Origin of the sequence: Pasteurella sp. WM03 (genome assembly GCF_004570945.1) — a bacterium.
In the GTDB taxonomy this organism is placed as follows: Bacteria; Pseudomonadota; Gammaproteobacteria; order Enterobacterales; family Pasteurellaceae; genus Rodentibacter.
Map to the genome: position 1 here is coordinate 1 of NZ_SPPO01000010.1, position 21,872 is coordinate 21,872.

At 41.0% G+C, this 21,872-nt stretch carries 22 protein-coding genes; 6 read left to right on the forward strand and 16 right to left on the reverse strand.

Annotated elements, in window-relative coordinates; genetic code table 11:
* Positions 1 to 188: 188 nt before the first annotated feature.
* From E4T92_RS09375 to E4T92_RS09405, 6 genes are all read left to right on the forward strand, one after another.
* A complete protein-coding gene (locus E4T92_RS09375) occupies positions 189 to 782 on the forward strand; it encodes a phage tail protein (protein WP_135094413.1) in 594 nt (197 codons plus the stop codon).
* The gene (locus E4T92_RS09380; RefSeq protein ID WP_135094415.1) at positions 767 to 1,228 is read left to right on the forward strand and encodes an enoyl-CoA hydratase; all 462 of its coding nucleotides are present in this window, start codon (positions 767 to 769) and stop codon (positions 1,226 to 1,228) included. The genes E4T92_RS09375 and E4T92_RS09380 overlap by 16 nt, the downstream gene beginning before the upstream one ends.
* A 302-nt stretch (positions 1,229 to 1,530) precedes the next feature.
* Positions 1,531 to 2,292: a DNA methyltransferase gene (locus tag E4T92_RS09390; RefSeq protein WP_209307351.1), complete on the forward strand. Its 762-nt coding sequence runs from the start codon at positions 1,531 to 1,533 to the stop codon at positions 2,290 to 2,292.
* Positions 2,270 to 3,115, forward strand: a complete 846-nt coding sequence (locus E4T92_RS09395) for a hypothetical protein (RefSeq protein WP_135094417.1) — start codon at positions 2,270 to 2,272, stop codon at positions 3,113 to 3,115. Before E4T92_RS09390 ends, E4T92_RS09395 begins: the two co-directional genes overlap by 23 nt.
* Positions 3,116 to 3,255: 140 nt before the next feature.
* Complete coding sequence (melB, locus tag E4T92_RS09400; protein WP_245232449.1) at positions 3,256 to 4,389, forward strand: melibiose:sodium transporter MelB; 1,134 nt, start codon at positions 3,256 to 3,258, stop codon at positions 4,387 to 4,389.
* Between the two features lie 12 nt (positions 4,390 to 4,401).
* Positions 4,402 to 6,540 (forward strand): alpha-galactosidase, encoded by a 2,139-nt coding sequence (locus E4T92_RS09405; protein WP_135094419.1) that lies wholly within the window; start codon positions 4,402 to 4,404, stop codon positions 6,538 to 6,540.
* Between the two features lie 52 nt (positions 6,541 to 6,592).
* Here E4T92_RS09405 and yedF read toward each other — a convergent pair whose 3' ends face one another.
* The 16 genes from yedF to E4T92_RS09485 all read right to left on the reverse strand — a co-directional run bounded on the left by yedF (position 6,593) and on the right by E4T92_RS09485 (position 21,759).
* A complete protein-coding gene (yedF, locus tag E4T92_RS09410) occupies positions 6,593 to 6,862 on the reverse strand; it encodes a sulfurtransferase-like selenium metabolism protein YedF (RefSeq protein WP_005696304.1) in 270 nt (89 codons plus the stop codon).
* Between the two features lie 32 nt (positions 6,863 to 6,894).
* The gene (gene yedE, locus E4T92_RS09415; protein ID WP_135094421.1) at positions 6,895 to 8,118 is read right to left on the reverse strand and encodes a selenium metabolism membrane protein YedE/FdhT; all 1,224 of its coding nucleotides are present in this window, start codon (positions 8,116 to 8,118) and stop codon (positions 6,895 to 6,897) included.
* A 357-nt stretch (positions 8,119 to 8,475) separates the two neighbouring features.
* Positions 8,476 to 9,051: a lipoprotein HlpB gene (locus E4T92_RS09420; RefSeq protein WP_135094423.1), complete on the reverse strand. Its 576-nt coding sequence runs from the start codon at positions 9,049 to 9,051 to the stop codon at positions 8,476 to 8,478.
* 109 nt (positions 9,052 to 9,160) lie between these two features.
* Positions 9,161 to 9,478 carry a c-type cytochrome gene (locus tag E4T92_RS09425; RefSeq protein WP_135094425.1) on the reverse strand — a complete coding sequence of 106 codons (318 nt, stop codon included), beginning with the start codon at positions 9,476 to 9,478 and terminating at the stop codon, positions 9,161 to 9,163.
* A gap of 18 nt (positions 9,479 to 9,496) precedes the next feature.
* Entirely contained in the window at positions 9,497 to 9,979 is a 483-nt protein-coding gene (locus E4T92_RS09430; RefSeq protein WP_135094427.1) for a TlpA disulfide reductase family protein, read from the reverse strand.
* A complete protein-coding gene (locus E4T92_RS09435) occupies positions 9,969 to 10,640 on the reverse strand; it encodes an ABC transporter ATP-binding protein (RefSeq protein WP_059365300.1) in 672 nt (223 codons plus the stop codon). The genes E4T92_RS09430 and E4T92_RS09435 overlap by 11 nt, the downstream gene beginning before the upstream one ends.
* A 52-nt stretch (positions 10,641 to 10,692) precedes the next feature.
* Positions 10,693 to 11,826, reverse strand: a complete 1,134-nt coding sequence (locus E4T92_RS09440; RefSeq protein WP_135094429.1) for an FtsX-like permease family protein — start codon at positions 11,824 to 11,826, stop codon at positions 10,693 to 10,695.
* Positions 11,816 to 13,144 (reverse strand): ABC transporter permease, encoded by a 1,329-nt coding sequence (locus E4T92_RS09445; protein WP_135094431.1) that lies wholly within the window; start codon positions 13,142 to 13,144, stop codon positions 11,816 to 11,818. The genes E4T92_RS09440 and E4T92_RS09445 overlap by 11 nt, the downstream gene beginning before the upstream one ends.
* Positions 13,145 to 13,146: 2 nt before the next feature.
* Complete coding sequence (locus E4T92_RS09450; RefSeq protein WP_135094433.1) at positions 13,147 to 14,553, reverse strand: Fe-S-containing protein; 1,407 nt, start codon at positions 14,551 to 14,553, stop codon at positions 13,147 to 13,149.
* 115 nt (positions 14,554 to 14,668) lie between these two features.
* Positions 14,669 to 15,187: an iron transporter gene (locus tag E4T92_RS09455; protein ID WP_077541969.1), complete on the reverse strand. Its 519-nt coding sequence runs from the start codon at positions 15,185 to 15,187 to the stop codon at positions 14,669 to 14,671.
* 23 nt (positions 15,188 to 15,210) lie between these two features.
* Positions 15,211 to 17,106, reverse strand: coding sequence for an FTR1 family protein (locus E4T92_RS09460; protein WP_135094435.1), 1,896 nt, complete (start codon positions 17,104 to 17,106; stop codon positions 15,211 to 15,213).
* A 161-nt stretch (positions 17,107 to 17,267) separates the two neighbouring features.
* Positions 17,268 to 18,215 carry a ribose-phosphate pyrophosphokinase gene (locus E4T92_RS09465; RefSeq protein ID WP_077541971.1) on the reverse strand — a complete coding sequence of 316 codons (948 nt, stop codon included), beginning with the start codon at positions 18,213 to 18,215 and terminating at the stop codon, positions 17,268 to 17,270.
* A gap of 17 nt (positions 18,216 to 18,232) precedes the next feature.
* Positions 18,233 to 19,150, reverse strand: coding sequence for a 4-(cytidine 5'-diphospho)-2-C-methyl-D-erythritol kinase (gene ispE / locus E4T92_RS09470; protein ID WP_135094437.1), 918 nt, complete (start codon positions 19,148 to 19,150; stop codon positions 18,233 to 18,235).
* A complete protein-coding gene (lolB, locus tag E4T92_RS09475; RefSeq protein WP_135094439.1) occupies positions 19,150 to 19,770 on the reverse strand; it encodes a lipoprotein insertase outer membrane protein LolB in 621 nt (206 codons plus the stop codon). The genes ispE and lolB overlap by 1 nt, the downstream gene beginning before the upstream one ends.
* Positions 19,771 to 19,836: 66 nt before the next feature.
* Complete coding sequence (locus tag E4T92_RS09480; protein WP_135094441.1) at positions 19,837 to 21,087, reverse strand: multifunctional CCA addition/repair protein; 1,251 nt, start codon at positions 21,085 to 21,087, stop codon at positions 19,837 to 19,839.
* A gap of 48 nt (positions 21,088 to 21,135) precedes the next feature.
* Positions 21,136 to 21,759, reverse strand: coding sequence for a TIGR04211 family SH3 domain-containing protein (locus E4T92_RS09485; protein ID WP_077541975.1), 624 nt, complete (start codon positions 21,757 to 21,759; stop codon positions 21,136 to 21,138).
* Positions 21,760 to 21,872: the final 113 nt, after the last annotated feature.

Genomic DNA, 21,872 nt, shown 5'->3' on the forward strand with positions numbered 1-21,872 from the left:
GTTGGGTCAATTTCCCGATTGCTTTTCCGAATAGCTGCTTTTCCGTTGTGGGGACACAAGGTGAGGGAAGAAATTACGAGCCATATATCATCACCAATATTAGCAACACCAAGTTTTATCACAAAGGGAAATTTGAGGGCGATGCCCAAAATGCGCACTGGATTGCGATTGGACGATAAGGAGGATTTATGTATTTTTTTGACGACACTCTCAATGCATTTTTAGTTGAGGGTATCCACAACATCCCTGAAAGTGCGGTAGCAGTGTCAGAGGCAGAATATGACGACCTCATCACTAAACGTGATGCCGGTTGCGAGCTTTACATTTCAGACGGCAAAGTTAAATCCACCCCGCCACGTCCGTCTGCTGAATATGATTGGGATGGTAAAAACTGGGAGATTTCAGCGGAAAAACTGACCGCACTTTTAACCGACCGAAAAACAGCGTTATTGCAACACATTGCGGATAAAACCGACCAATTAAAAGCACAGTATTTGCAGGGCTATTCCCAAGCTGAAATTGATAGTTTTTATCGGCAGGAACGTGAGGCACGGGGCGAATTACCGTTAATGTTGTTGACCGAACTATTCGAGGGGCGGGACGATTTAGCCAATATCGAGCAACTCAAGGAAAAAGTTATCGAAAAAGCGGATTTGTTTGCAATCATTATGGGAAAAACCTTTGCCATTAAGCAGAATTTTGAAACCCATATCGAACAAGCCCAAACCTTAGAAGATCTGGAAAACATTAGTAAGGAGATTGACCAATGGCAATCTATTTAGCCCTTTACAAAGGCAAAGCAAAAAATCGCTTTGAACGCTTGCAAGACAGTATTATTCGTTTTTTCACAAAAGGTGAATATTCGCACTGTGAATTGGTCGTTGAGCGACAAGAACAATGGGGGCAATACGATTACCGCCCTGTTTATGATTGTTACAGTTCAAGCCCACGTGACGGCGGAGTGCGTTGCAAGCGAATCAATGTAGCAGACAGCACCAAGTGGGATTTAATCCCGCTAGATAACATCACCGAGCCCCAAATCAACGCCTATTTTGACCGCACTTCGGGCGCAAAATACGATTGGTGGGGCGTGTTGGGGATTGTGTTTGGGATTAAACAAAAACGCTCAAAATATTTTTGCTCGGAATGGTGTTTTAATGCGATTAAAAACAGTAACAATGGATGGAGGTTTAGCCCAAATGACTTAGCAATTATTTTCAAAAAGTGAAGACGGCGACACAGTGGGTGCAGCAACACCCATTGTGCCGGCTACGCAATCCTAGCTTGCATATAGCCATCTGCCGCCTGCCTCGCGAGGCGTGCGGATTTTAACAAAACCATAAAAAGTGGGAAATGCTGATATGCAAAAATTAAAAGAAATCCGGTGCAAGTGCTGTAAAAAACTACTAGCACGAGCAGAAAATGTACAACGCCTAGAAATTAAATGCGTGCGTTGTAAAACCTTAAACCAATTTTAACTAATTTGAGTATCGGAGCACCCGGAGTGCCGGAATGCCATAGGAGAAAACTATGGCAAAGAAAAAAATAATTGTTTGGGCTTTGTTTGATAGTGGTAACGGGTGTTATACCCAAGCGGCTAAAGCCTTCCCTCAAATGCGAATTTATCCCATTGGCATTGATATTAAGCGAAAAAATCAGCATTTTATCTCGCTTAACTTAGCTGATTATTCCCGTTTATTCGGCAATCACACCTTATTTAAAACATTAGACCGGCTACCAAAACCGGATGTCATTCTAGCTAGTCCGCCTTGTGAGAGTTGGTCACTTGCCAGCGGAATGAAAAACGGTAATGCCTGTTGGCGACAGATAAAACCTACACCAAGTCATTTTCGCATCAGAAAGCGTGCCGATTACACCAAAGCCCGATTTAATTACGACCGCTCTTTTTTAAATCGGATAAATGGTGAACTGTGTATTTATAACACCATTGAAATTATCAAGCGTTATCAACCCAAGATTTATATTATCGAAAATCCCGCTTTCGGTCGAATATGGGATTACATTGAGCATATTCTAGGCTTTGGTATCCCCTTTGATAACCTGACTTATTACAGCGACTATGGCTACATTGTGAAAAAGCCAACCAAGTTTAAAAGCAACATTTCATTGCGATTAAGCCGTCAGGGATTTCCTTCTAAAGTGACATGGGAAATGTTTAGAGGGGATTATAACGAGCGTTCTAACATCCCTCTTGCCCTATTAAAAGAAATCTATCCACAGATTATTCAATATTTACAGGACAGTACAAATGACACAAAAGAAATTATTTAAACAAGCCCCTCTCCCGTTTGTCGGTCAAAAACGGATGTTTTTGAAACATGTTGAACAAATCCTAAATGAAAATATCTCCGATGATGGAGAAGGCTGGACAATTATTGATACGTTCGGCGGCAGTGGTTTACTTAGCCATACCGCAAAATGCCTCAAACCTAAAGCGAGGGTGATTTACAATGACTTTGATGGCTATGCAGAAAGATTAGCGCATATTGATGACATCAACGCCTTGCGCGCCCAACTTTTCGACACAGTTGATAATGTTACGCCTAAAAATAAGCGAATGCCTAAGGAAGTGAAAGCAGAATGCATCAAAATCATTCAAGATTTTGAGGGCTATAAAGACTTAAATAGCCTATCAAGTTGGTTGTTGTTTAGCGGCAATCAAGTCAGCACACTGGATGAGCTATTTAGTAAAGACTTTTGGTACCGCATTCGGCAAAGTGATTATCCAAAGGCTGACGGTTATTTAGACGGCGTGGAGGTGATTAGAGAATCATTTCATACACTACTTCCTAAGTATTCAGATAATCCGAAAGCTCTGTTTGTGTTAGATCCACCGTATCTTTGCACAAAGCAAGAAAGCTATAAGCAAGCGGCTTATTTTGACTTGATTGACTTCTTGTGGTTAATACATCTGACCCGCCCACCGTATCTCTTTTTTAGCTCAACGAAAAGCGAGTTTACCCGATTTATTGATGCAATGATTGAGGATAAATGGCAAAACTGGCAGGCATTTGAAGATTATGAACGAATAACGTTACAGACAAGAACGAGCCACAACGGCAAATATGAGGACAATTTGGTTTATAAGTTTTAGTCTTTAAAATTTAAACGCCCTTTAATGATGATTTAAAGGGCGTTTTTGTTTCTCATTTTTAGTGAATTTTAACCACTAAAAATGAGAAATTTACAAGGCTTTAAATTTCCCATTCTTAGTGGTCAAGTTTCCCAAAATTCGTGAGCGGCAACAACTCTATTTCACTTTTTTCTCTTTTTTGCGCGGACTATTTCTCTGGAACGGCACTTGTTGTTTACATTGCGGTTACCTATATTCTTTGGGGGATGACATATACCCTGATGGATATTCCGTTTTGGTCTCTTACACCGACTTTAACCCTCGATCAGCGGGAACGTGAAGAACTTGTACCTTATCCGCGTTTCTTTGCCAGCCTTGCCGGTTTTGTGACTGCCGGTGTGTGTATGCCGTTTGTGGATGCCGTTGGGGGAGATGACAAAGGTTTTGGTTTTAGAATGTTCACGTTAGTGATTATTGCCTTCTTCGTAGCTTCAACGATTATTACCCTCATTAATGTCAAAGAAAAATATTCTTCCGATAACATTGAAGATGCCGGTTCACAGGAAAAAGTCCCGCTTAAAACGTTGGTATCGCTTATTCCACGCAACGATCAACTTTCAAGTTTGCTTATCATGGCACTTTGCTACAACATCGCAGGTAATATAATTTCAGGCTTCGCTATTTATTATTTCACCTATGTGGTAGGTGATAAAGAAATGTTCCCATACTATATGTCTTATGCAGGCATTGCGAATCTCGCCATCATAATTTTATTCGCCCGTTTGGCAAAATTTTTCTCACGCCGAACTTTATGGATCACCATTTCAGTCAGCTCCATTATTAGTTGTGCTATTTTGGCTTATACCGGTCTTGCTAATTATCACAGTATTTTCTTGATTATCCTTGCCGGTATTTTTATGCAAATCGGTAGTGCATTGTTCTGGACATTACAAGTGATTATGGTGGCGGATACCGTAGATTACGGCGAGTTCAAACTCGGTATCCGTTCTGAAAGTATTGCCTATGCCGTACAAACCATGGTGGTGAAAGCCGGCTCTGCTGTTTCCGCTTTCTTAATCGGTGTGTTATTGACGGCAATTGATTATGTGCCGAATGAAGCTCAAAGCGAATCAACCTTGTTTTATATGAAAGTGATTATGATAGGGTTACCAATTTTCTTCTATCTCATTAAATTATTCGTCTATTTCCGTTATTACAAACTGCACGGTGACTTACTCGCTAAAGTCAATATCACCTTGTTAGACAAATATCGCAAAGTTGAAACAAAATACTAAGAGGTGCATTTTATGTGTTCACAATTCGTTCGCTTACAAAGCAAAGACACAGACTTGATTTTACGTACAGAACCGGCGGAGATCCTCTATTTTGGCAAACGCCTTGAATTGAATGAAATTACCGAATCCGATCTAATAACCATTGAACGTGGTGTAGCAAACGGTAGTCTTGATGTGGATATTCCTATTACTCTAGCGGCAGAAAATGGCAGGGGTTATTTCGGTGTTTCAGGTATAGAAGGGCATCGTAATGGTTATGATTGGGCGCCGGTGTTTATTACTAAAAAGATCACAAAAACCGACCGCTCTTTAGTGTTGGAAATGGAAGATCGCATTGCAAAACTAGGCTTTAAAGCAGAGATTGAAACCGATGAAAATGGCGTGTTTAAATTCCGTCATATCTTAACCAACTTAGGGGAAGGTGAATTTACCTTAAACCGCTTCGCCGTTACCTTACCGGTGCCTGAATATGCTGATGAAGTACTCAGTTTCTATGGTCGCTGGTGTCGCGAATTACACGAGAATCGTATTTCACTCAAACATGGTGCCTTTACCCAAGAAAATCGTCACGGACGTACCTCCCATGAATACGCGCCGAATCTGATTTTGGGAACACCACACTTTAATCAACAGCAGGGGAAAGTATGGGGATTCCATCTTGCTTGGTCGGGAAATCATCGTATTCGCGCCGATGTATTGATCGATGGTCGCCGTTTCGCTCAATTGGAAAATCTTTATTTTCCGGGAGAAATTCAGCTTAAACAAGGTGAAAGCCATAGCACGCCTTGGCTCTATGCCGTGTATTCGGATGAAGGACTAAACGGGATGTCCCGCCAATTTCACGATCACGTTCGCCAACATATTTTACATTTTTCTAATCCTGTTCGTCCGGTACATTTGAATATCTGGGAAGGTGTAACTTTTGATCACCATCCAAAACATATTATTGCAATGGCGGAGAAAGCGGCGGAAATGGGCGTGGAGCGTTTCATCATTGATGATGGTTGGTTTATTGGGCGCAATGATGATTTCGGAGGTTTAGGCGATTGGTATCTAGACGAAGAAAAATATCCGAACGGTTTAAATGAAGTCATTAATGCCGTGAAAAAACTCGGTATGCAATTTGGTATTTGGGTGGAATTGGAAATGATCAACAAACCGACCAAACTTTACCAAGCACATCCGGATTGGTTATTACAATTAGAGGGGTATGAGCAACCGGAAGAACGCCATCAATATGTATTGGATCTCACTAAACAGGAAGTCTTTGATTATTTGTTAGAGCGTATGGATTGGTTACTTGGTAATCACGAGATTGATTACATCAAATGGGATCACAACCGCCGTCTTGTTCAACCGGGGAGCGAAGGTCAAGCCGCAGTGGTGGCGCAAACCAAAGCCGCTTATCGTTTATTTGATGAATTACAAAAACGCTATCCACACGTTGAAATCGAAAGTTGTTCATCGGGTGGGGCACGTATTGACTATGAAATCTTAAAACGTTCACAACGTTTTTGGTCATCGGATAACATTGACGCTTACACCCGCCAACAGATTCACCGTGGTATGAGCTATTTTTATCCACCTGAAGTCATGGGGGCACACATTGGCGGTTCGCCTTGCCAAACGACGCATCGCCGTTTTTCTATTGATTATCGTGGTTTGACGGCATTATTTGGGCATATGGGGGTAGAGCTTGATCCGGTGAAAGAAAGCCAGGAAGAACGAGCCGGTTTTGCGAAATATATCGCTTTACATAAGCAGCTTCGCCCATTACTACATAGTGGTGATGGATTCCGTCTTGATTATCATGATGATAAGACCCTAATTCATGGTGTGGTGGCAAAAGATAAATCACAAGCCGTAGTCCTTGTAAGCCAACTTGATATGCCGGATTACAAACAGATGGGTAAACTTCGCTTACCATATTTGCAAGGTAATGCAACTTATCAAGTAAATGTGCTCGCGATTCCCGATTATATTCGTGAGGGAAAAGCGGGACATTTAATGAAAGTTTTCCCACAATGGTTGCGTGATTGTTTTGATAGTAAAACCGTCACTATCCGCACTGAATGGCTTGCAAATGCAGGTTTAACCATTCCGGTGTTAGATCCGCAAAGTGCGATGTTATTGGAGTTTAAAAAGTTATAGATAACGAAAGTGCGGTCGATTTTGACCGCACTTTTTATGTTTCGGGAATTTATTATCTCTGAATTAAATATCTCAACTTTGTGCCATCTTGTTCAACGCTAAGGAGTGTATAACCATGGTTTTTGGTATCCACCGGAATATTGTTGATGGATTGGGCACAATCACTTAATAATTCCAGAATCTCGCCTTTTTGTAATTGTGGCATGGTTTCAAGCATCACAATTGCCGGATAAGGGCAAGGCTCGCCTAAGGTGTCAAGGGTGTAATCCGGAGTGATGTCTTTCGGATCTTTATCTAATTTTTGAACAACGGTAAATGCCATAATAATTCCTTTTGTTGATGAATGAATAAGAATTAACAACCACAAGATGGTTGTGTCGTTGCTGCAATTTTTGCCTTGGCTTTTGCGAGGAAACGGCGTTCCCACCAAACCACGGCAATTAAGCAAAGGATCAATAGAGCATAGTTTACTAATAATCCGCCTACCGGGCCGAAAGATTTAAGTAGGTTCAATTTTTCGTAATCTAAGGCAAGAGCAAGGGCTATGTCATCCCAAGCATAGGCAAGATAAGTGGAACCGATGACATTGCCTAGCCCTACCCACATAAAGTGAACTTGCCCTTCCATTGAACGATACATCCAACCGGTTTCGCAGCCGCCGGCTAGTACAATACCAAAGCCGAATAATAATCCACCGATAATCGCATTTGGGCCAGCCCACATGATTTTGGGTGAAACCCCTAATTGGATATAAGAGAAAACACCAATTGTTCCCACCATAATGCCGAAAATAATCGCTTTTGCCATATAAGCACGGCCGGTTACCCATAAATCACGGAAAGCGGAGGTAAAGCAAATTTGTGCGCGTTCAATTAATAAACCGAATGCTAAGCCGCAAAACATAGCGAAACCTAATTTTATGGAGTGGGTCATTACATAAAGTGAGGCGATGAGATAGGCAAAGAAAATCACCATACCTATCCAAAAACGGCGGGAAGCTTGCTTGGGATCGGTTTCTTTTAATTTTGTTGCCCCTTTCTTGAGTTCTAGTTTGACACGAAATATTGGGAGTAAGGTGAATTTTACGCCAAAATAAGTGCCAATTGCTGTGGCGATAGTGAAGAACCAAGCATGAACAGAAAATTGAGGAATACCGGTGAAAAGTGAGGCAAGGTTACAGCCCATGGCAAGACGTGCACCGAAGCCGGCTAATGCACCGCCGATTAGGGCTTGAACAATACGGCGTTTATGGGGTTGATTGCGCCATTTTACGTTATTTGCCCATAGCGCAGCGGAAATACAGCCGGCGAACATTCCTAGAATCATCACACCGTCAATACGGCTAAAAATGGTTCCTTCCATTCCGATAATTTTATAATAGCTCCATTCGCTCACATCTACTCCTAGGGCTTGTAAGGCGTGTCCACCCCAGCGAGTGAATTCTCCCGTTACCGCCCAGTAAGTACCTGTTATACCGAAATAATAGGCTGAAAGTAAACCTGCTGCGATCACGGCTGCGACAGGATTCCAATATTTAATAAGATAGTTTTGTTTGAATTGTTGCCAAATCTCTAACATAAGTTCTTAAATCCTTAAGAAAGTTAATGATTTGCAAGCAAAGGTATATGATGAAAAATAGAATTGAGGATCCAATCAGATTTGTTCATTTCCTATACACAAACTTGCGATATATAAATGAATATGCTGTTAAAGCGCTGAGAGTATAAACAAAAACATGAGGGAAAACAATGTGCCGGATGAGTTATATTCGAATGAATCGGAAAACACCATTTGGCATATTTAGAAACTCATATGATTTATTGAATAAACAAAGAATGACTTCAATATTAGACCGACAGTAATGTAAGTTGGAATTTAAAATACTGTCGGTAGAATGCGTGAGAAAATTAATTTTCGTTACCTGAGTAAGTAAGATTATTTTGCAGCCGGTGCTTCTGTGCTAGAGGCATCTGGTTGAACAGGAGCTGGATTAAATTTAGCTTCAATTTGTGCGCCAAGTTCCGCTAAAGATTGCATTTTGTTTTGCAATTCCACCGCTTTTTCAGCGTAGGCTTTTTGATCCGCTTCGGTTTTCACGTTTGCTTGAGCAACCAATAATTGGCTCGCAAGTGTCAATACTTCTTTGGTTTGATTTTTTGCGTTGCCAATTAAATCAGATTTCACATCAAGCGCATCTAAACTCGCAATGCTGGCTTGAACATTTTTATTAAACGCTTCAATGGCGGCTTTGGCTTTATTTTCATCTTTCGTTTCAGCGGCAGCATTTAATTCCTGTTGCAGTTTTTGCTGATTTTGAGCTTGTACTGCACCTTGTTCTTGGTTCCAGGCAATTAATTTTTCGTAATCTGCTTTTTCTTGCGCTTCCACACTCATCGCCGGTGCTGTTGTTTCAGCCGGTTTAGGGGTATCTGCCGTTTTGTCTGCCTTATCACAAGCAGTTAAAAATAAAGCAAATAACGCAGTTGCAGTAATTTTTGCTAATTTGTTCATAAAAAATAATCCTTTAAGTTGAAGATTAAAAAGTATTTCTTGGATAATAAAATCCACGAATCCCTGAGACTGTTTATTTTCAGATTAGTTTAAAAAATTTTCAAGAAATTTATTTTAGTGTAGGGACAAACTCAGATAAGCCTTTGATTTCTTCTTCGGTTAAACGCTGTTTTGCCGGATTGCCGGCGCCGATAATATTTCCCTTTTTACGCTCAAAAAGTGCGGTTGAAATTTCCTCTGTTTTTAATTGATTGATGATTTTCGATTCGCCCATTGCCGCTTTCTCGCCTTTTTTCCCGTGACAAGTGGCGCAGGAGCGTTTGTAAATTTTTTCTGCTTTGATGAAAACCGGATGATTAGCGGTCTCGGCTTGAGCAAAAAAAGTAATACAGAGCAAGCCTACGAGAAATAAATGAAGCCCTTTCATTGATGATCCTTTTAACTGTTATTTTTTGAATAATTTATCCAATTCTTCCTGTGGAATTTTACCTTCAAATTTAGCTTGAATATAGCCTTTATCATCAATGATAAAAGAAGTCGGCGTACCCACTAATTGATATCGCTCGGCGGTGATTTTCATTTGATCTTTAATCACCGATTGGGTGAGTTGATGTTTGGCAACTACGGCATTGGTGTCCATATTTTCACCATCAACATTGATGGCGATGAGTTGGACTTTATTTGGATAGGCTTCATTAAGCTGCTCGAATGTTTTTAGTTCCGCCATACAATGACCGCAGGTTTCCGACCAAAAGGTGAGTAATCGGGTGCCTTGCCAATCTTTTAAGTTTACTTGCTTACCTTGTAGATCATAGGCGGCAAGTTCCGGTGCAGCGTTACCGAGAGTTGCTTTTTCTTCTTTACAAGAAACGGTGCTGAAAATGACCGCACTTAAGCAGAGTGATTTGAGTAAAAGTTTAATGTTCATTTCGTTCTTCCCGTAAAAACTTACCGTGTTGAAGATAAATGGTACGATCAGTGAGTTCGCCCAGTTCCGGATTATGGGTCACCATGACAATGGTTCTCCCTTGGCGGTTTAATTCTTGTAATAAGTCTAAGATTAATGCCTCATTTTTTTCGTCCAAATTACCGGTGGGTTCATCGGCAAAAATAACAGGAGGCTGATTGACAAGGGCACGGGCAATGCAAACGCGTTGCTGTTCGCCGCCGGAAAGTTGGCTTGGTCGGTGATCCATACGATGTCCTAATCCTACTTGTTCTAACACCGCTTTTGCCGCCGCTTCGTCAATGACACTGTGATAATGTTGGGCGAGCATCACATTTTCAAGGGCGGTTAAATAGGGAATTAAATGGAATTGTTGGAACACCAAGCCGATTTTCTCCGCACGAAAACGTTGACGACCTATTTCATCTAATTGAGCGGCATCAATACCGGCTAAAATAACGTTTCCTTCACTGGCGGTATCCAGACCGGTGAGAATGTTCATCAAGGTCGTTTTACCTGAGCCGGAGGCGCCCATAATAGCAACAAATTCGCCCTGTTTAATTTGAATATTAATATCTTCAAGTGCGGTCACTTGACCGAAGCGTTTATATAAATGTTTTGTTTCGATAACAAATTGAGTCATAGTTTTCTCTTTCATTTTGTTAGGCGATTTTTTCTCAACCCATGCCTTAGATTTATTCACCTTTTAATACATTCGCTGTCTGAATACTTAATGCACGACGTGTTGGTAGGATAACGGCGATAAATGCGACCAACAAGGAGAGCATAATAGTGATAGGGAAGACAGGTAAACGCATATCAATGTAAGATTTAAAGACCGTTAAGCCTAAAATCTGAGCGAGTAAATAACCAAATATTAACCCGACTAAAATGGCACAAACGGCAATAATAAGAATTTCTGTACAGATTTGCTTAATAATATCCGACTGTTTTGCCCCTAATGCTTTTTGTAGGGCAAATTCTTTGGCACGTTCGCCGACAATCGCGATCAAGGTGGTGTTCACACAAAGTGTAGCCAACACTAAAATCACTAAAGATATGAGTCCCATTAGCCCTTTGATTTTATCTAAAATTTGCCCTTCCGAGGCGGAAACTTTACGGATCGGGCGGGCAGTGAGATCTTGATATTGTTGCATAATATTTTCTGCAAACTGATCGACCTGACCCAGTTCATTTCTGACATTGAGTAGCGCATTGTTAGCAAGCCCTTCTTTTTCCAACCAATTCTGCGCAAAATCAAGATTGACGATGAGCATATTATCTGTGGCATCACCGGCTTCTACAATGGCTTTAATGGTGAATTGATGTTTTTCTACCGCATTTTTTGACAGTTGTAGTTTATCGCCGATTTTTAAATTGAGACGTTCGGCAAGAGTTTTACCAATCATGGCATTGCGATCATCAAAATTCACATTAATGGCAGAACCACTAATTTGCCAATAAGGGGCTAAAACCCGCATATCTTCAAATCGAACGCCCACAATAACGATTTTTTCCAATTCACTGCGTGTTACGCCGTAAAGATAGGGGCTGGCGGCGGTGATTAATCCCTGTGGCGCTTGTTGTAAAATATCATCAATTTGACTCACAGAAATCATCTCGCCTTTTGTCGAACCGATATAGAAATTGGCACCAAAGGTACGAAGTTCTTGGCTCATTTTGGTGTTGATATCGAAATAAACGGCCGCCATGGCGGTAACAATGCCTGCTCCCACCGTTAAGGCAGTGAAAATAATCATTACCCGTTGTACACGCAGACGCAGTGCACGGAAAATTAATCGCCAAAACATATTGTTATTATCTGCCATAAAGCACCTCAACGGGATAAAGTTTGGCAATACGATGAGCTGGGAACCAAGTACCTATAAGGGCAATCAATATTGACAGTACCAGTACGCAAGGGATCACGATCCAAGCAAAACTGAGCGGTACGCCAAAGAGTGTGAAACCAATAAATTTTGCCAAGCCCCAACCGGCTAAACATCCCAAGATACCGCCAATCAATGCACTTAATACGGCTTCGCAATAAAACAGCAGAACGATCTGCCATTGGTAAGCGCCCAAGGCTTTCATTAAACCGATTTCTTTGCTTCGTTCAATGATGCTGGAACTCATCAGCGAGGCTATGCCCATTGCCGCTGCAATTAATGCCGCAAGCGTGACGACTGAGAGTAATAACTGAATTTTGCTGATGACCACACCCTCGGAGGCGGCAACTTGCCAGATAGGACGCACAATCGCACCGGAAATGGCTTCTTCCAGTTGATGGGAGATCGAAGAGACATAGGCGGTGCAGTACCAACGGTCATACTCTTCCGCATCAAGGGCATCGGTATTGGCGCGCGCTTTACGGGAGAGGGTATTTTCCGGTACGGTGAGGGCGGACACTTTCACCGATTGGACTTTTCCTTCCAAACCCAGTAGGGCTTGGGCTGCACTTAACGGCATAATAAGCTGATTATCTTCCGTTCCGCCTGTGGTTAAAATACCTTGAATTTTGACTGCACGTTGAGCGGAAAACTCTTTTTCTTGATAGCTTAAATGAAGTGTATCGCCAATTTTCCAGTCGTTCATTTTGGCAAGCTGCGTGCCTACAAGAACAGGAATGATTTCACCGAAATTGTCATTTTCATCATTTACCCAGTTGCCTTGCACCTGCCAATAGGGGCTGATAATACGTTGCCCGGTGTGATAATCTTCTTCATCGGGAATCGCAATGTTGTGATCGAAAAAGGTGCCTAGAATTGAAACGGAGTCCGAAAGTGCGGTCGATTTTTCTGCTGTTTTTATTACATTAACAGTTGCCGTTAATTGAGGGGCAAAGCCGACAATATTATTACGCCAGAAAATATCTTTAATGTTTGGCAGCTCTTTTTCATCAATAAAATCTTGACCGGAAAGGGCGATATTCGTATTGAGTTCATCCGGTAAGGCAGCATTACTTGCCGGTTCAATCAAAATATTCGCGCCGTAAGATTTTAGTTCTTTTGCCATTTTATCGCCAATATCTATAGAAACGGCGAGTAAGGCGGAGACTAAACCGGCTGCTAAGAAAATGGTGACAATGGCTAATAATTTTCGCTTAATACCAAAACGCCAAGATTGAAATAACATTCTCACTAACATTGTTATTCCTCTTCTCCATTTTCATTGCTGAGGTATTTTTCAGGGTTATTGCGGAACAGTTCAAGATTTTCTTCATTTTCAAAGAAATAAGTACGGTTCTCAAAGCTGTATTTATGTTCCGTTTGGGTGTTTTTTAATTTTTTGCCACTAATCGGATCTTGCACCTCGATTTCTACGATAGTGCTGAATAAATTAAGCCCGTCTTCCAATGACGCGCGGCGAATAATAAGCTCATTTTCTGTTTGTTGCCAATCTTCAATCGGTACGGGATTACATCCCCCCGGTTTGCCAATAGACGGAATGAACATATGTACGCCACAGCCCACACAGACTACCTGATTTCCCTGCATTACATAGCCTTGATCACCGCATAATAAACAGGCATCAAAGACGGCGGCAAGACTGAGTTTATTCGGTTGACGATTAATAATAAAAAAGCGTACGGCTTTGCCGTCATCAGCAATCCAGACAAAACGATGGAGTTTTCCGTCTTTCACTTGCTCAATAGGAATACGTACTTGCTGGGCTTGATCGAGTGTAACAGGAATGGCTTCGGACAGCTGTGGTGGGCGTGAAGCAACTTGTTCCCAATAAATCTGAGCCGTTGCGATGAGTATCATCGCCAATGTCCCCCAATAGATAAGACGTTTTGATACTTGCGCTAATGCCAATTTTTTGCGTTTTTCTATGGGATCTTGTTCAATTTTGGCTTGGAAAGTCCGTTTAACATGAGTTTGAAAGATGAAAATGCTTAGGTTTATGAACATAACCGCAAGGCAGATAACATTAAGCCAAGTCGTGACAGCCCCTGATTTTGCGGCAAAACTTAACCGCACTTTGGTGAGCTCAATGAGCTGTAATTTCATGAAAATAAGTAATAATTCGCCCGCCAGTGGTATCACTAAGGCGAACCAAAGCATAAAACTCAGCGAAAAAAGTGCGGTGGATTTTCCTTTTGTTTTTTGCTGTTGTTTAAGTAAGAAGTAGAGCCATGTTGATACGGCAAAAGATAAAATGACACCAAAAATAACCGCACTGAGATTCAAAATAAAATCGGTATTAATAATATCCGTATTGGTAAGCGCGGTGATATTGGGATCTTTTGCCCAAGTCGCACCTGCAATCAGCATTAAGATAAATTGCCAACAAAGGGCTAGTTTGGTTGAATTTGTCCATTGACTGAGGGCAAAAAGTAAGAAGGAGATTATAAAAATAATGGTAAGAACAAGATTGGCTACTTGGCTATTTGGCAGCCCAAGACGCAGTATAACACCGCTTATTAATCCAAAAAGACTCAGCCAAATGCTCGTTTTTACAGAGGGTACAGCGGGTTTTATTGCCCAAGAGGCGCCGAGTAAAATTGAAATAGGTAAGAGCGATTGAAGCAGAAAAACGAAAAAGTAAGTCATAAGTTAAAAAATATCATCGTGATAAAATATGTTGGCACAACATATTATTTTGTTAAATATCTATGAAGCATAGATTTGTGCGTGAATATAAACTATTCACGCACGTTGCAAAGGATTATTTAATCCCTGTGAATTTGAATTCATAATTCACATCGAAAGGTTTCCACCAACGACCTACGCCGGTTTCACTATCTGTGTGACGGTGTAAACCTGCTTTTGATGGTGGATCAATATGATAGGTTAATTTGTAGTTACCCACACCCATCATTTTTACGTTTGCACCATAATGTGGGCCGTCACCGGCAACCATTGGCATAAATGTCCCTTCTTGTTTTTCGCCCGTATCGGTATTAACTAAGGTGTAATTGATAGTAAGATAAGGCATCCATTCGCCGTCACCAAATCCGTTTTTATTCCCTTTCACTGCGTGGATATCCGCTTCTAAGTGAATGTCGGATTTTGCAGCTGGTAAGCCCATGCCACGAGGTTCCATATCAATGGGTTTCAGATAAACGGCAGCAATTTCCATATCATTCATTGTCACGGCTTCGCCGATTGGATATTCGGTAAAGGCTTGTGCGCTTGCGGCAAATAAACCGGCGGTAAGTGCGGTCGCAATCAGTACTTTTTTCATATTAGATCTCCTGAGATTAAAGATTATGCTGATTTTTTACTTTGGTATTTCATAACTACTAAAGCAAAAAGAGCAGCGATGATTAAAATGCCTTGTGGAATGAGGGTTTCTAGATAAGGGTAAATACCCAACCACGAAATTTCCGGTATGCCGTTCATTAATGTTGGCTCAAATAATTTCCCTTCAATTAGTTCCAAGACCGATTTGCCGGCAAAGACAAATGCCATCGCATACAGAAATGTGCCGGTGAACATAAAAAATGGTTTAAGGGGAAGTTTTACCACGCTATAACGCATAATGAAATAGCAAATTGCCAGTAGCAATACACCGATGAGGAACCCGGCAAAAAGATAAGCTAAACCGACCGCACTTTTGGCATCACTTGCCAAAGCGTAATAGAACAAGACGGTTTCCGCCCCTTCGCGATAAACTGCTAAAAAGCTGGTGAGCCATAAACCGGCTAAAGAGCCAGCGGTTAATGCCGTAGAAAGTTTGCCTTCTAAATAACGCTTCCAATTTTGCGCTTCGACTTTGGAAAGCAGCCAGTAACTCATCATAAAAAGCATCACAACGGCAATCATCATTGTAAAACCTTCTAACAGCTCCCTGTTTTGACCGGAATTTTCAAAAATAAGTTGGAAAATAAAGGCGGTGACAACACTTGCGCCCAAGGCGGCATAGATAGACTGGCGAATTATCGGCAATTTGTCTTGATGATTATTTTTGACGAGGTATGCCACAATAGCAGCGACAATGAGTAAGGCTTCCAAGCCTTCACGTAGAATGATTAACAGACTGTATAAGAATAATGACCAATCACTTTGTTCTCCGCCTTGCAACATTCCAACGGCTTTGGATAAATTTTGGGCTAAGCCCTCTGCTTGGGGTGGTAATTTGTCTCCTTGATTGGCTTTCATTAAGCTGACCATTCGTGTGAAATAGCCTTCAATTTCCGCTTTGAAATTACTATCACGAGAGCCGATTTTATTTTCCATTCCACTGTTTTCAAACACATCAAAATAGGTATCTTGCACGGCAAGAATAGCTTTTTTCTGTTCACCTTTTTCATAAAGTGAAATAGCTTGTTGAATACCTTGATTGACTTGATCAGCAATTTTTTGCCAATCTTGTTGTATATTTTCCGCTGATTGTGCCGTATTATCTTGTTGATTTTGTTCTTCACGGGTGGTTGGTAACGCTGGCAATAATTCCTCAATATCTTGTAGAAGGTTCGTACTTTGATAGGCGATTTCCGTCATTTGATCCGTTTGTTCGCTTAAACGAATTAAATTGTAGAATTGTTGATTGATGGCGGCGGATTGTTCGGAAGAACGATGAGTGCGTACCGCCATTTCCATTTCTGAATTTTTATAGCCGTCATATTGTGCTTGCTGAAAGGATTGTTTAGCTTTGGCGAAATTGCCTTGTTCATAAGCCTCAATGGCTTGCGCTACTAAATCATCAATGGTTTTAAAACTTTGTTGCCAGTAAGGCAAAATCTGATCATTTTGATAGACGCTGTGTTGTCCGTCTGCATTAAGTTGATGACCTTCTGCTAGGGCGGGTAATACCTCCTGTAACGCCTGTTTTAACCCGTTAATTTTGGCTTGAATTTCATCTAGGGACTTACCTTCTCCAATCATTTTACGAATTTCGCCAAAGGTGGATTCCATTTGATAGCTTTTTTGAGCGGAAAAATTAATACGAATCGGGCCTTCTAAATTTTCAAAGACTTCAAAATACGCCATCTGAACTTCAGTACGAGCATCATCAGGATTATTTTGTTGAAGGAGTGCGGTTGTTTTGTCTAACCGTGTTGTAATATCCGCCACCCATTGTTGATAGTTATCTTGTGCTAAAACGAGTTGAGAAAAGAAAAAAGTAAATAATACTGCGCCACAACGCACAATACGCAACATTGAAATCTCCAAATGCAATTCATTCTTATTTCTGAGTATTATCCTATAATAAGAAAAAATCTCAACTGTGATTTTATTATTTTGTGATGTCGGTCAAGTTTGGGACAGAGGTGAAAACGAAAAGTGCGGTCAATTTTGACCGCACTTCCATTGATAGATTATTAACTAAACATTGCAGAGATGGATTCTTCGTTGCTGATACGACGAATAGCCTCGGCAAGCATTGAAGATAGGGTGAGAATACGCACTTTTCCAAGGGCTTTCATTTCGGCTGAAAGTGGAATAGTATCGGTAACCACAATTTCATCAATAGCGTCACTTGCCAAATTTTTCGCAGCCGAGCCGGAGAAAACAGCATGGGTTGCATAAGCAAATACGCGTTTTGCACCACGTTCTTTGAGGGCTTCCGCCGCTTTGCATAATGTACCGCCGGTATCAATCATATCATCTACAAGAATACAATCACGTCCTGCAACATCCCCAATAATATGCATAACTTGTGCGACATTTGCATGAGGACGACGTTTATCAATAATTGCCATATCGGTATCGTTTAATAATTTCGCTACCGCACGGGCACGTACCACACCACCGATATCCGGAGAAACGACAATTGGATTTTCAAGATCGGTCTTTTTCAAAATATCGTGAATCAGCACCGGTGAGCCGAACACGTTATCAACCGGCACATCAAAGAAACCTTGGATTTGTTCTGCGTGTAAATCGCAGGTGAGGACTCGGTCGATTCCCACCGTGGAAAGCATATCTGCCACCACTTTAGCGGTGATAGGTACACGGGCTGAACGTACACGACGATCTTGACGTGCATAACCGAAATAAGGAATCACAGCAGTGATACGGCCAGCAGAAGCACGGCGTAAAGCATCCACCATCACGATTAATTCCATTAAATTATCGTTGGTTGGCGCACAGGTTGATTGGATGATAAATACATCTGCCCCCCGTACATTTTCATTGATTTGAACTTGAATTTCACCATCGCTGAAACGACCGACTGTCGCATCGCCAAGAGAAATGTATAAACGTTCTGAAATACGTTTTGCAAGTTCAGGTGTTGCATTACCCGCGAAGAGTTTAATGTCTGGCATTTTGTTATGACCTCAGGTTAAATTGTAGATGAGTAAGGGAGATTGTAGTGTTTCAACAGTTGATGTAACGGCGAAACATTGAGTCCTTTCGCAACAAAACCGAATAGTTCTTTTGGTTTTTGTTGAAAGCATGCTTGAGCATCTGCTTCGTTATCAAATTCAGCGAATACGCAAGCACCGGTTCCAGTTAATCTTGCCGGCGCATATTGTAGCAACCAGTTCAGGGCTTTTTCAACGTCTGAATAGTGATTTAGCACAATTTTTTGGCAATCGTTTTCGTAGGGCGAATGGAGTAGGCTGTCTAAAGTTCTTTTAGGTGTGTTGCGCGGTAAATTAGGATCACTGAAAATTACAGCGGTAGAAATTGAACTTTCCGGTTTTAATATTACAAACCATTTTTCGGCAGGGGAGCAGTAAGTGATTTTTTCGCCTACACCTTCAGCAAAAGCAGCGTGACCATGTACAAAAATAGGCACATCCGCCCCCAAGTTCAATCCTATTTCAGCCAGTTTATCAAGAGATAAATTGGCACCCCAAAGATAATTTAAGGCAACCAGTGTGGTTGCTGCATTGGAAGAACCGCCACCGACACCGCCTCCAATAGGAAGAATTTTATCTAGATGAATGCTGGCACCCTTTGTGATGTTAGCTTCTTCTTGTAAACGTTTTGCTGCTCGGTAAATTAAATTATCTTCGGGTTTTAAATGGGGAATATCCGGTGTGATAATAATGTCGCTATGTTGTTCACAAACTTCAATTTCAAGCCAATCGCCGAAATCAAGAAATTGGAATAGAGTTTGCAGTTCGTGATAACCGTTTGGGAGTTTAGCGTTGATGTAAAGGAATAAATTAAGCTTTGCTGGACTTGGAAAACGTTGAGGTTTTCCAAGTAAAGGTTGTGAAGAAAGTGCGGTCGAAAATTGATATGTTTTCATTAAAATATCCACTCGTCCACGCGAATTTTTAGAGTTTGAGCGGTGTTTTGGTTTTTTAGTAAAATATTTTCCGGCATGGAATTTTCAGCATGATAAGTTAAATAATCCGCTGTCCAAATCGAACCCTCAAGGGGATAGCTAAATGCACCAAGTCGATGATTCATCCCGACTTTATAATCGGCATTGGCGGCAGGTTGTCCTTTCAGCCAATAAGCGAGATGTTCTAAGGGAATATCCATACCGATCATTTCTTGTAACAATAATTTTGCATTGCGTGCGGATTGTCGATTGCCATTGTTATCCGAAATCGTCATTCCTTTTGCATTCATTTCAATTAATAATGTAGATTTGCTAATTAAAGAATAGAGTTTGAGTGTATAGGATTGTGGATTTTGATATTGCCATTCAAAACGACTGGAAAAACGTTCTGTTGGGCTAATATAACCAATTTGCCCCTTGGCACGATATTGTTGGATTTTTTCTATTTTTTGCAAATGTTGTTGCCATGTCACATCAGTTTTATCAAGGTACTGCACATTGGTGGGGCGTTCAGCATCTAATGTGCAGGCAGTTAGAATCGTTGTGATAAAAAGTGCGGTTAAAAATTTTAATGATTTCATAGATTATGTTTAGTCAAAAAATTGTGGCTATTGTAAGAGCTCATCTCTATTTAGTAAAGCCTGTTTTTATTGAGTTTGATAGGCTTTTTTCATCTCTCTGATTACGTCGATTCGACGACGATTTAATTCATCCCGAATCCCTTGTTTTTCAAATCCGTCTGCAATCACTTGTTGTACATCCACTTTTTCAGACGCTTTTAATAAGGCGTTGATATAATCCCGTTGTGGGTATTCCCGCATTTCAAAACCGGTTCTCCCTCTTGTATCGGCAAGGCAAACTAACAGGAATTCTTGGAAACGTTGCGGTTTTCGCCATACATCAAAACGGTTAAACAGTTTCATCAGCGTTTCCGGACGAAGTTCAAAGGCTTTGTGAATATGAGTGTGATATTCACAAGTGAGTTCAGCAAGTTCTTGATAGTAATTGGGTACTTTTAACCGTTTACAAAGGCTGCGGGTTGGTTTTATGCCTGCTGATTCATGTCCATAATGATGAGGAAGGATTTCTTTGGGCGTGAGGGCTTTGCCCAGATCATGACAAACAGCTGCAAAACGAACCGCACTTTGATTGAGTTCAGGATTATTTTCTGTGAGTTTTACCGCTTGTTGCAACACTAACATTGTATGTACAAAGCTATCAATTTCCGGATGATGTTGTGGTGGATTGGGTATGCCGTAAAGGGCATTAAGTTCAGGGAAAAGGATTGTCAAAGCATCAATTTGATGTAGCACGTCAAAATAAATTTCAGGGTGCTTTTCATTTAATGCCTTTTCTGTTTCAAGCCAAACACGTTCTGCCGTTAAATGTGATAGTTCGCCACTTTGTGTCAGATTTTTCATCAATCGGAGGGTTTCCGGTGCAATTTTAAATCCCAACTGATGGAAACGTGCGGCGAAACGGGCGACACGTAAAACCCGTAAAGGATCTTCTGCAAATGCCGGAGAAATATGACGCAAGATCCGTTTCTCTAAATCCTGTTTACCATGATAGGGATCGTGAAGATTGCCTTGTTTATCCTGTGCCATAGCATTAATGGTGAGATCTCGGCGAATAAGATCTTGTTCTAGCGTGATATTTTCTGAAAAATCACAGATGAATCCGGTATAACCATTGCCTGATTTTCGTTCTGTTCGAGCAAGAGCATATTCCTCTTTAGTTTTGGGATTGAGAAAAACAGGGAAGTCTTTACCAACTTGTTGATAGCCTTGTGTCAATAAGTGGTCGGGGGTAGCGCCCACAATCACCCAATCGCGATCTTTTACCGGTAAACCGAGTAATTGATCTCGAACCGCACCGCCAACTAAATAGATTTTCATTGATTTTCCTCAAAAAGAAGCACCGAACTTGTGCTCGGTGCTATCAAATTATGCCCAACCGTCACGACGTTTACGTCTTGGTAAAATATGAGGGATAATTAGGCCGAGTAATAAGCCTACACCAAGCACAGAACCGCCATAAATAAACCATTGGATAGCGATTTCACGTTTTCCGACATCAAGCATGGCTTCAAGGTCACGATTTTTATTTTTGACGATCTCTAATTCGCGTTTGAGTTGGGAATTTTGTTCTAATAATTCGCTACTTTGTTGCTCCGATTGTTTGGTACGACGTTGCATTTCCACTGTACGTTGTTGCCAATCATTGTCTAGGTGATTGAGTTTTAATGTTAATTCTTGAATTTGTGCTTTTAATTTGGGATTTTCTAATTTGCTGCTTGGGGTATTGCTTAATTCAGCGGTTAAAATCCAAGCTTCACGATTTTTGCTATCACGAATGAGGCTGTATTTACCTTGTCGTTCTAGCACATTAACCTGTTCTCCCGATTGAATCGCACCGGCAATTTTAAATTGATCGCCGGCACCACGGCGAAGATAGGTATTTAGATTTTCTGTGACATATTGGGTTTCGGCATAGGCGGAATTGATTGCTGCGCCGAGCAAAACAGTTGAGAGTAAAAATTGAGTTAGTATTGAGGAGATTTTTGGCATAGTTATCCTTTAATTGTTTTAATTCACTTTGGTACAGACATTAATTAAGAAGGAAAGTGCGGTTAAATTTCACCACACTTTTTATTAGTACGGAATGATGTAATTGTTACACA

Coding starts and splice junctions, on each gene's coding strand:
- E4T92_RS09375 (WP_135094413.1), top strand. CDS start 189: ATGTATTTTTTTGACGACACTCTCAATGCATTTTTAGTTGAGGGTATC.
- E4T92_RS09380 (WP_135094415.1), top strand. CDS start 767: ATGGCAATCTATTTAGCCCTTTACAAAGGCAAAGCAAAAAATCGCTTT.
- E4T92_RS09390 (WP_209307351.1), top strand. CDS start 1,531: ATGGCAAAGAAAAAAATAATTGTTTGGGCTTTGTTTGATAGTGGTAAC.
- E4T92_RS09395 (WP_135094417.1), top strand. CDS start 2,270: ATGACACAAAAGAAATTATTTAAACAAGCCCCTCTCCCGTTTGTCGGT.
- E4T92_RS09405 (WP_135094419.1), top strand. CDS start 4,402: ATGTGTTCACAATTCGTTCGCTTACAAAGCAAAGACACAGACTTGATT.
- yedF (WP_005696304.1), bottom strand. CDS start 6,862: ATGGCATTTACCGTTGTTCAAAAATTAGATAAAGATCCGAAAGACATC.
- yedE (WP_135094421.1), bottom strand. CDS start 8,118: ATGTTAGAGATTTGGCAACAATTCAAACAAAACTATCTTATTAAATAT.
- E4T92_RS09420 (WP_135094423.1), bottom strand. CDS start 9,051: ATGAACAAATTAGCAAAAATTACTGCAACTGCGTTATTTGCTTTATTT.
- E4T92_RS09425 (WP_135094425.1), bottom strand. CDS start 9,478: ATGAAAGGGCTTCATTTATTTCTCGTAGGCTTGCTCTGTATTACTTTT.
- E4T92_RS09430 (WP_135094427.1), bottom strand. CDS start 9,979: ATGAACATTAAACTTTTACTCAAATCACTCTGCTTAAGTGCGGTCATT.
- E4T92_RS09435 (WP_059365300.1), bottom strand. CDS start 10,640: ATGACTCAATTTGTTATCGAAACAAAACATTTATATAAACGCTTCGGT.
- E4T92_RS09440 (WP_135094429.1), bottom strand. CDS start 11,826: ATGGCAGATAATAACAATATGTTTTGGCGATTAATTTTCCGTGCACTG.
- E4T92_RS09445 (WP_135094431.1), bottom strand. CDS start 13,144: ATGTTAGTGAGAATGTTATTTCAATCTTGGCGTTTTGGTATTAAGCGA.
- E4T92_RS09450 (WP_135094433.1), bottom strand. CDS start 14,553: ATGACTTACTTTTTCGTTTTTCTGCTTCAATCGCTCTTACCTATTTCA.
- E4T92_RS09455 (WP_077541969.1), bottom strand. CDS start 15,187: ATGAAAAAAGTACTGATTGCGACCGCACTTACCGCCGGTTTATTTGCC.
- E4T92_RS09460 (WP_135094435.1), bottom strand. CDS start 17,106: ATGTTGCGTATTGTGCGTTGTGGCGCAGTATTATTTACTTTTTTCTTT.
- E4T92_RS09465 (WP_077541971.1), bottom strand. CDS start 18,215: ATGCCAGACATTAAACTCTTCGCGGGTAATGCAACACCTGAACTTGCA.
- ispE (WP_135094437.1), bottom strand. CDS start 19,150: ATGAAAACATATCAATTTTCGACCGCACTTTCTTCACAACCTTTACTT.
- lolB (WP_135094439.1), bottom strand. CDS start 19,770: ATGAAATCATTAAAATTTTTAACCGCACTTTTTATCACAACGATTCTA.
- E4T92_RS09480 (WP_135094441.1), bottom strand. CDS start 21,087: ATGAAAATCTATTTAGTTGGCGGTGCGGTTCGAGATCAATTACTCGGT.
- E4T92_RS09485 (WP_077541975.1), bottom strand. CDS start 21,759: ATGCCAAAAATCTCCTCAATACTAACTCAATTTTTACTCTCAACTGTT.